Source organism: Pseudomonas sp. P5_A12 (assembly GCF_056400685.1).
In genome coordinates this window covers 1-8,198 of the sequence record NZ_JBFUKU010000234.1, presented here as the reverse complement: position 1 = coordinate 8,198, position 8,198 = coordinate 1, and the positions used below count along the sequence as shown (strand labels likewise).

The 8,198-nt window shown below is 59.7% G+C and carries 8 protein-coding genes and 1 pseudogene; 2 read left to right on the top strand and 7 right to left on the bottom strand.

Annotated features, from left to right (window positions below):
* On the bottom strand, positions 1-884 hold an 884-nt coding region (locus AC1DSG_RS23590; protein WP_477793043.1), incomplete at its 3' end, for an AraC family transcriptional regulator.
* Positions 885-1,074: 190 nt separating this feature from the next.
* Between AC1DSG_RS23590 and AC1DSG_RS23585 the strand changes: the two genes are divergently transcribed.
* Entirely contained in the window at positions 1,075-2,127 is a 1,053-nt protein-coding gene (locus AC1DSG_RS23585) for an NAD(P)-dependent alcohol dehydrogenase (protein ID WP_477793042.1), read from the top strand.
* On the opposite strand, the gene AC1DSG_RS23580 is transcribed toward AC1DSG_RS23585, so the two are convergent.
* From AC1DSG_RS23580 to AC1DSG_RS23555, 6 genes are all read right to left on the bottom strand, one after another.
* Entirely contained in the window at positions 2,124-2,927 is an 804-nt protein-coding gene (locus tag AC1DSG_RS23580; RefSeq protein ID WP_477793041.1) for an IclR family transcriptional regulator, read from the bottom strand. The genes AC1DSG_RS23585 and AC1DSG_RS23580 overlap by 4 nt on opposite strands.
* A gap of 60 nt (positions 2,928-2,987) precedes the next feature.
* Complete coding sequence (locus AC1DSG_RS23575) at positions 2,988-4,298, bottom strand: MFS transporter (protein ID WP_477793040.1); 1,311 nt, start codon at positions 4,296-4,298, stop codon at positions 2,988-2,990.
* Between the two features lie 195 nt (positions 4,299-4,493).
* Entirely contained in the window at positions 4,494-5,642 is a 1,149-nt protein-coding gene (gene dgoD, locus AC1DSG_RS23570; RefSeq protein ID WP_007903915.1) for a galactonate dehydratase, read from the bottom strand.
* Positions 5,643-5,689: 47 nt separating this feature from the next.
* Positions 5,690-6,310: a 2-dehydro-3-deoxy-6-phosphogalactonate aldolase gene (locus AC1DSG_RS23565; RefSeq protein WP_477793039.1), complete on the bottom strand. Its 621-nt coding sequence runs from the start codon at positions 6,308-6,310 to the stop codon at positions 5,690-5,692.
* A 19-nt stretch (positions 6,311-6,329) separates the two neighbouring features.
* On the bottom strand, positions 6,330-7,322 hold the full coding sequence (locus tag AC1DSG_RS23560) for a 2-dehydro-3-deoxygalactonokinase (protein ID WP_477793038.1): 993 nt from the start codon (positions 7,320-7,322) through the stop codon (positions 6,330-6,332).
* A gap of 156 nt (positions 7,323-7,478) precedes the next feature.
* Positions 7,479-7,961 (bottom strand): N-acetyltransferase family protein, encoded by a 483-nt coding sequence (locus AC1DSG_RS23555; RefSeq protein ID WP_477793037.1) that lies wholly within the window; start codon positions 7,959-7,961, stop codon positions 7,479-7,481.
* Between the two features lie 132 nt (positions 7,962-8,093).
* Between AC1DSG_RS23555 and AC1DSG_RS23550 the strand changes: the two are divergent.
* A pseudogene (locus AC1DSG_RS23550) lies at positions 8,094-8,198 on the top strand (HD domain-containing protein); the annotation flags it as partial.

The following is an 8,198-nucleotide window of genomic DNA, read 5'->3' as shown; positions in this document are numbered from 1 at the left end:
GCGCGTTCATCGCCCGGATTACGCTCGAAGTAGCGCTTGTACTCCCGACTGAACTGCGACGTACTCTGATACCCCACCCGATGCGCCACTTGCGCCACGCCCAAGCCTTCAGAAAGCAACAACTGCTGCGCCTTGAGCAAGCGCAAACGCTTCAAGTACTGCACCGGCGACAACAAGGTGCTGCGTTTGAAATGCTCGTGAAAGGTCGATGCACTCATGTTCGCGCAACTGGCGAGGGTCTCRACATTCAACGGCTCGGTGTAATGCGCATGCAGATGACTGAGCGAGGCCGCAACCCGGGCGAATTGCCCCTGCTGCTCCACCAAAGCGCGTAGCACATCGGCTTGCGGCCCGCGCAACGCGACGAACAGCAACTCACGTAAACGCGCCTGCCCCATGACCTGACATTCCAGCGGATCGTGCAGGCAACGCAACAACCGTTCCACGCATCCACGCATCGCATCGTCGAGCACCGTCGAGGTCATGGACTCCAGAGTTTGCGCTGCAATACTGCGCCCGGACACAAGCCCCATGGCCAACACCAATTCACCGAGCAAAATCCGGTCTATCGCGATGGAAATCCCCAGCATCGGCCCATCCGGCGCGGCAAACGTTTCGCACTCGAAAGGCACCGGCAATGCCTGAATCAGATAATGCCCCGCGCCGTACTCCAGCGTTCGCGGGCCCAGGTACGCCAATTTACTGCCCTGGACGATGATGACCAGGCTCGGCTCATAAATCTGCGGGCCACGGGCGACATCGCAACTGGCACGCAACACCTGTACACCCGGCAACGCTGTGGGCGCGAAACCGTCGCGAGTGGTCAGTGGCTGGATCAACGAAACCAGCGTGGCATTGGCATCGAGATGACGGGTCAACAACATGGGAGCTCTTTACAAAAAAGTCGCGGAAAAAGGGATGAGAGCATCTTCGCAGGTCTGTTCACTCATTTGATCAATCGAACGTGGATGCCGGAGGAATAGGCATGACACCCGGAGGAATCGCCATGGCCGGTTCCAGGTGCAGCGCCCAGAATGCACCGCCTCTCCTGTCACAGCTTTTGCGAGGTTCCTCATGTACACCGCCATCGGATACGCCGCCCAGTCGGCTACCACTCCCCTCGCCCCCGTGAAATTCGAACGTCGCAGCCCTCGTGCCGACGACGTGGCGATCGAGATTCTGTACTGCGGCGTCTGCCATTCCGACATCCACCAGGCGCGTAACGAGTGGGGCATTGCGGTTTACCCACTGATGCCCGGCCACGAGATCGTCGGCAAAGTAACTGCCATCGGCGCGAACGTGACCAGACACAAAATCGGTGATCTGGTAGGCGTCGGCTGCATGGTCGATTCCTGCCGCAGCTGCGAAGCCTGCCAGTCCAACCTTGAGCAATACTGCCTCGAAGGTCCGACCATGACCTACGCCACCCCGGACCGGGTCGATGGCAGCAACACCATGGGCGGCTACTCCGACAGCATCGTGGTCAGCGAGCACTTTGTCGTGCGCATCCCGGAAAAACTCGCCTTGGCCAGCGCCGCGCCGATCCTGTGCGCCGGCATCACCACCTACTCGCCGCTCAAGCACTACGGCGTCAAGGCCGGCGACAAGGTCGGGATTCTGGGCATGGGCGGCCTCGGTCACATGGGCATCAAGTTCGCCAAGGCGATGGGCGCCGAAGTGACGCTGTTCACCCGCTCGGCGAGCAAGGCCGAAGAAGGCCGTCGCCAGGGCGCGGACCACGTGATCGTGTCCACCGATGCCGAGCAGATGAAAGCCGCTGCGGGCCATTTTGACTTCCTGCTCGACACCATTCCGGTGCAGCACGACCTCAATCCCTACCTCGACACCCTGCGTTTCGACGGCGTGCACATTCTGGTGGGCCTGATCGAACCGATCGATCCACCGGTTCACGCCGCCAAACTGGTGTTGGGACGCCGTGTGCTGGCCGGTTCGCTGATCGGCGGCATTGCCGAAACCCAGGAAGTGCTGGATTTCTGCGCCGAGCACAACATCACCTGCGATATCGAAATGCTCGACATTCGCCAGATCAACGAGGCTTACGCCCGCATGATCGCCGGTGACGTGAAGTACCGTTTCGTGATCGACATGGCGACCTTGAAGGTCTAAACCTTCAAGCCCAGTTCCGCCGACAACCGAGCCGTGACCCCTTTGATCAGGGGAATCAGCTCGGCCATTTTTTCCAGCGGCATGTACGGCACGGTACTGGCGATGCTGATGCCAGCGACGATACGCTTGCTGGCATCACGAATCGGCGCCGCCACACAGCGGATCGACGGTTCGTTGTCTTCCAGATCAAAGGCGTAACCGCCCGCCACATACTCGACCATACGCTGCTGAAACTGCTCCCAGGACTGCTCCGGGTGCTGCGGCCAAAACAGGTTTTTCCCACCTGCAGGCAAGCTGATTTCGTACAGCCGCTGCCATTCTTCCTGCATGTCATCCAACATCAAGGCCTTGCCGATCCCGGTGCGCGCCAACGGCATGCGATGGCCGACCCTCGAACGCATTTCCGGACCATTGCGCCCCGGATTCTTGTGCAGGTACAGCACCTCGTCGCCTTCGCGAATCGCCAGGTGAATGGTGTCGCCGGTCAACGCCGATAGCTCATCCAGATACGGCCCGGCCAAGGTCACCAGCGGTAACTCTTCACGCGCCTGGAAACCCAACTCGATCAACTTCGGCCCTAACAGGTAGCCGATCTGCGGCACCACGCGCAAGTAACGCTCGTCCACCAGGCAACTGGCCAGACGATGGGTGGTGCTGCGCGTCGTGCCGATTTGCCGGGCGATTTCCTTGAGATCGCGGGCGCCGCTGGCCACGGCCTGAACCACACCCAAACCACGAAGCAGGGTCTGGGTGCCGGTCGGTGCGGCGTCCTTGGCGATTTTTGGGGCATCTTCCTGCATATCCAGCCTTTACCGTTGAGCGAGTGAACGGGCGGCATTATGGTCGCCCGATGCCCGTATCTACAACTTGATACGCTCGACTTTACCCACCAGCAAGATGTAGGAAAGCGCGCCAATCAATGCCAGAACCGAGATGTAGGTAATCGCCGGGGCAAACGAATCACCGGTGGCCAGGAAACCGATGACAATCGGCGTAGTGATGGCCGACAGATTGCCGATGAAGTTGAACACCCCGCCGGTCAGCCCCAACAAGCGCGCCGGTGCCAAGGTTGAAACAAGCGACCAGGTGATCGAGGCCAGCCCGTTGCCGAAGAACGCCAGCGCGAGGAACGCAATCACCAGCGGTGTCGACTCAACGAAGTTGGCGCCGATGATCGAGGTGGAAATCAGCAGGCCACCAATGATCGGCAACTTGCGAGCGAAACCCACCGTGTAACCGCGACGGATCAGGAAGTCGGAGAAGAACCCCGAACACAACACACCGACGAAAGCGGCGAGGAATGGCAGCGATGCCAACAGCCCGGACTTGATGAAGTCCATGCCACGATATTTCACCAGGTAGGTCGGGAACCACGTCAGGAAAAACCACAACGTCGAGTTGAGACAGAACTGGCCGAGGTAGATGCCCCACAGTTTGCGTTTAGTCAGGACAATCCCGAGGTCAGTCCAGCTGAATTTCGCTTTGACCTTGGCTTGCTCGGCCTGGATATCCACCAGCCCGCCGCCCTCTCGAATCAAATCGATTTCAGCGTCGTTGACGCCTTTGAAATCCCGAGGCTCGCGATACACCGCGTACCAGATCACCGCCCACAAAATGCCAACCGCGCCGGTGCTGATGAACACCATGTGCCAGCCAAATTCATGCTGCAACCATGCGAGTACCGGCGTCAGGAATGCCAGGCCGACAAACTGCCCGGAGGTGTAGAAACCAATGGCCGTGGCGCGTTCGCGCTCGGGGAACCAGGTGGTCACCACGCGGCTGTTGATCGGATAGGCTGGGGCTTCCAGGGCGCCGACCGCCATGCGCAGGACAAACAAGGCGATGAAGCTGCCGGCGAAACCGAGCATGACCGTGGCTATCGACCACAGCAGCAAGGCGACACTGTAGAGGATGCGCGGCGGCACACGGTCCACCAACCAGCCGCCGGGGATCTGCATCGCGGCGTAGGTCCAGCCGAACGCCGAGAAGATCAGCCCGACGTGGATCGGATCGATGCCCAGCTCGCTGGTCAGAGCCGGGGCTGCAATGGAGAGGTTGCTGCGGTCCAGGTAGTTGATCACCACGGTGATGAACAGCAGGACCATGATGAAAAATCGCTTGCGACTGGGCGTCACCAACGACGCTTGCCCTATGAGGGTTTGCGGTTGCATGAGGATTGCCTCTTCTTATGTTTGTTGAGGTCGATGTGAAACTGGAATGATGCAGATCTCCCTGTCCATGGAGATCAAACTGTGGGAGCCAGCCTGCTGGCGATAGCGGTGTGTCAGTCACCCTATATGCTGATGTGCCGACCAAATCGCCAGCAGGCTGGCTCCCACAGGGGTTTGGGGTGGGTCAGGAAGCACTCACCACTCAGCAAAACTGCCATCGGCATGGCGCCAGATCGGGTTGCGCCAGCGGTGGCCGACGGCGGCGCGTTCGATCACGTATTCCTCGTTGATCTCGATGCCCAGGCCCGGGCCATTCGGGATCTTCACGAAGCCTTTGTCGTAGTCGAACACCCGCGGATCTTTCACGTAATCGAGCAGGTCGTTGCTCTCGTTGTAGTGAATGCCCAGGCTCTGCTCCTGGATGAACGCGTTGTAGCAAACCGCGTCCAGTTGCAGGCACGCCGCCAAGGCGATCGGCCCCAGCGGGCAATGCAGCGCCAGCGCCACGTCGTAAGCTTCGGCCATGTTGGCGATTTTGCGGGTTTCGGTGATGCCACCGGCGTGGGACGCATCCGGCTGGATGATATCGACGTAGCCCTCGCTCAGCACACGCTTGAAATCCCAGCGCGAGAACAGCCGCTCACCGAGGGCAATCGGGGTACTGGTCAGCGGCGCCAGTTCCTTCAGCGCTTCGTAGTTTTCGCTGAGCACCGGCTCTTCGATGAACATCAGTTTGTACGGATCAAGCTCTTTCATCAGCACCTTGGCCATGGGCTTGTGGACCCGGCCATGGAAGTCGACGCCGATGCCGACGTTCGGTCCGACCGCATCACGCACGGCGGCGACGTTGGCCAGGGCCAGGTCGACTTTCTCGAAGGAATCGAGAAATTGCAGTTCTTCGGTGCCGTTCATTTTCACCGCAGTGAAACCACGGGAAACCGCTTCTTTCGCCGCACGAGCGGTGTCCGCCGGCCGGTCGCCGCCGATCCACGAATACACACGAATCTTGTCCCGCACCTGACCGCCGAGTAAATCACTGACCGACACACCCAGGGCCTTGCCCTTGATGTCCCACAGCGCCTGATCGATACCGGCAAGCGCGCTCATGTGGATCGCGCCACCCCGGTAAAAGCCGCCGCGATACAGCACGGTCCAGATGTCTTCGATGTTGCGTGGGTCTTTGCCGATCAGGTAGTCGGACAATTCTTCAACCGCAGCCGCAACGGTGTGGGCGCGGCCTTCGACCACGGGCTCGCCCCAACCGGTTACGCCCTCGTCGGTTTCAACCTTGAGGAAGCACCAGCGCGGTGGAACGATGAAGGTGGTCAGTTTGGTGATTTTCATTTTCTTGTCTCTCTTATTAGAGGCAGCGCTCACAGCGCCAAAAAGTCTTAGCGAAGGGATTTCCAGGCAGCCACGTAGGCCTTGGCATTGACGGCGACRTCCGCTGGCGTCATCCCCGGTTTGAACAATCCGGAACCGAGACCGAAGCCTTTGACGCCCGCGTCGATAAACACCTGCATGTTGTCCGGCGTGATGCCGCCGACCGGCGCCAGAATGGTTCCGGCCGGCAATACCGCGAGCCACGCTTTGACGACCGCCGGCCCCATCTGCTCGGCGGGGAACATCTTCAGCACATCCGCGCCTTCGGCCAGTGCGGCGAACGCTTCAGTCGGTGTGGCAACACCCGGCGACAGGAACATCCCCGCTGCTTTCGCGGCGCGCAGCACCTTGGGATCGCTGTGCGGCATGACGATCACTTGGCCGCCGGCGGCTTTCACCTGCTCAACCTGTTCCGGTGTCAACACGGTGCCGGCACCGATCAGGCAATCGGCGGGCAAGGTGCTGCGCAAGATGCGGATACTTTCGTACGGTTCAGGGGAATTAAGCGGCACTTCGATGACGCGAAATCCGGCGGCGTACAGGACTTCGCCGATGGCCGCCGCTTCTTGCGGGCGCAAGCCACGCAGGATCGCGATCAGGCCGTTTTGCGCCAAGGCGTGTTTGAGCATGTCAGACCTCCAGTCAGGTTTAACGGGATTGATTGGGGGTGATCAGTCCGGCGGCGAGCGCCAACTGCCACAACCCGCGTTCGGTGGCTTGCTTGGCCAGCACCACCCGGGCAAAACCGCAGGCGTCGAGGGCYCGGCTGTAGCGGTCACAGAGTTGGGCATTACCGATGAGGATGATCGAAGGCAGGTGCACACTTTTGCGTCGACGTCGCTGGGTGGTCGCCAGCGCTGACAGCTCATGACCGATCAACAGCCCCGATAGATAATCCGCTTGGGCCGTGGCGCTCAGATCACCGGTCAGCCCGAGGCTGCGGGCACTGAACACTGTCGACAACGGACCGATCTCGCCATCCGCCGACAAGGCCACTTGCACCCCACGATCGAAAGCCTGGCCATCGAAAGGCACGCCCTTTTGCTGGGTGCGTCCCAAAATGCTGTGTTCGCTGAGCACGGCGAAAATTTCGCCGGTCATGAACGTATCGAAATGCACGATGCAGCCGTCGGCCACTTCTACCCATTTCGAATGACTGCCCGGCAAGCCGATCAGCAGATCGTCGCCCGCCTCGCCCTGAAGAGTGTGCAGCACGCCAAGCACCTGGGTTTCTTCGCCGCGCATGACATTCGGCAACGGCGAACGCTGAATCACCCCCGGCACGATGTGCACATCGACACCGCGAAGACTGCGAACCGTTTGTAGGGAAATTCCGAGATTGGCGACGTTCGCCGGCGTATCGCGGTAGGCCGCTTCACGCCAGCCCTGCGCGCTGCCGACCATGCCACAGGCGATCACCGGCAAATCCGGCTGCGCATCGAGCCAGTCACCACAGGCCTCATCGAAGGCCAGTTCAAAACCGTCAGTGCAAGCCTGACCTTTAATGATTCGCGGCGTCTTGGGCAGCTGCATGATCCCCGACGACAACGAACGTTGTTCGAGCACCTGACCATCCGTAGCGAGTTTGTAAGCACGTAATGAGGTTGTCCCCCAATCGAGCGCGATCAATTGCGCCAGCATCGCTTCACCTGTTTTGTTTATTGGCAGTGAGTGAGCGGGACTATAAACCGGGAAGAAGGATAATCTCAATATATAAATATAACTCCCATATATTGGGATAATTGCAAAAAAAATCGCAACCAAAGGCTGCGATTTTTTATCCGACGACGCTGACGTTTAATTACCCTCGGCAAACTCGCGCAACACCGCCCCATCCATCCGGTACCGCACCCACTCTTCCTGCGGTTGCGCACCTAACGATTTATAAAACTCGATCGCCGGTTTGTTCCAGTCCAGAACGCTCCACTCGAATCGTCCGCAATCATTGGCACAGGCAATTTTCGCCAGGTGGCGCAGCAAGGTTTTGCCGGCACCGCCGCCGCGTTGTTCGGGGGTGATGTAGAGGTCTTCGAGGTACAGGCAGTTGCTGCCAAGCCAGGTGGAATRGCTGAAGAAGAACACCGCGAAGCCGATGGGCTGGCCGTCGCGCAGGCAGATCAGTCCGTGGGCGGTGGCGCCTTCGCTGAACAGGCTGCGCTCGATATCGGCGACGCTGGCAATGACTTCGTGGCGGGCACGTTCGTAGTCGGCCAGTTCAGTGATGAACCCGAGGATTTGCGGTGCATCGCTGGGGGTCGCCGGGCGGATCTCGATCGTCATTGGGACGTGCCTTCGTCAAAGGTTGAAAACGCCATACTATGTCGCCGCGTTGCGCTCGTCACACTGGAAATTCAAAGCCGAGCCATGGAGCATCTGTAGCAGCTGAAAACTTTTTCACTTAAAAGGATGTTTATGACCACTGATGCTTTCGCACCTCTGCAAAACCTCGCCGCTGAATTACTGCCCCATGCGCTGGAACCCGCAGAGGACGGTGCCCACGACCTGTCGCACTTGCAG

Bases quoted from the DNA above. Each gene is read 5' to 3' on its own strand.
- AC1DSG_RS23585 (WP_477793042.1), top strand. From the start codon at position 1,075: ATGTACACCGCCATCGGATACGCCGCCCAGTCGGCTACCACTCCCCTC.
- AC1DSG_RS23580 (WP_477793041.1), bottom strand. From the start codon at position 2,927: ATGCAGGAAGATGCCCCAAAAATCGCCAAGGACGCCGCACCGACCGGC.
- AC1DSG_RS23575 (WP_477793040.1), bottom strand. From the start codon at position 4,298: ATGCAACCGCAAACCCTCATAGGGCAAGCGTCGTTGGTGACGCCCAGT.
- dgoD (WP_007903915.1), bottom strand. From the start codon at position 5,642: ATGAAAATCACCAAACTGACCACCTTCATCGTTCCACCGCGCTGGTGC.